Here is an 801-nt window from a genome sequence, read left to right on the forward strand (position 1 = left end):
TTATACTTAAAAAGTAATAAAGTACACCATGAATAAACACCATGATTTTTCAATAATAACTATGTGAATGAATCCTTTATTCCACAAACTGCCCCGTTTCATTATTCCGGTCTTACTGTTTTTGTTATTAACTATATTGTAGGTCGCTTGGTTGGTAAATTTTTAAAATTTTCCTATGAAGATTCGGTAAGTTTAAATATGACGATTATCGCTCGAAATTCGCCCGTAGCTTTAGCTATAGCTGTAACAGCATTTCCGGACCAACCGCTTATTGCTCTCGCTTTAGTTATCGGACCATTAATTGAATTACTTGTACTCGCCATTGTCTCACAAATGCTACTTTTCACAAGGAAAAAGGAATTTAAAAAGAGAATTATTAATTAGCAGGTGAATCCTTTTAGTAAAGGAATGGTAGCATTGAACTTATATATTCATAATTATATCGAAGTGTTAAAAAGGAACTTTATGTTGGTCGTTATGGCTTTGGTTTTATTAGTGGTGACTTTCTTTATTTGGGCTGGTGTTCCTTTTTTTCTAATTGGAAGTTTATTGGCAGATTTTACCACTAATATTATAATTGTATTCGTATGCGTTTCACTATCAGGCGGATTTCTTTTTTCGCTTTATTTTGTTCCGCTCAATTTAAAAGTTGCGAAAGAAATAAGTAGAATAAGGGGTATTCGTACAACGAAATCTTTTATGCATGTACAATCAGTATGGATAATCATTAGTTCTCTTATTTTTGCGGTCGTGTTGATTTTAATGAAAGGTCTATAAAAATATGGGGCTCTTATGAATTTG

Annotated in this window: 1 pseudogene; it reads left to right on the forward strand. The window is 32.2% G+C overall.

Annotated features, from left to right (window positions below):
- Nucleotides 1-111 precede the first annotated feature (111 nt).
- A pseudogene (locus tag GW534_RS15990) lies at nt 112-384 on the forward strand (arsenic resistance protein); the annotation flags it as partial.
- Between the last annotated feature and the right edge of the window lie 417 nt (nt 385-801).

It is taken from the genome of Pallidibacillus pasinlerensis (assembly GCF_009996845.1).
GTDB classification, from domain to species: Bacteria; Bacillota; Bacilli; order Bacillales; family Caldibacillaceae; genus Pallidibacillus; species Pallidibacillus pasinlerensis.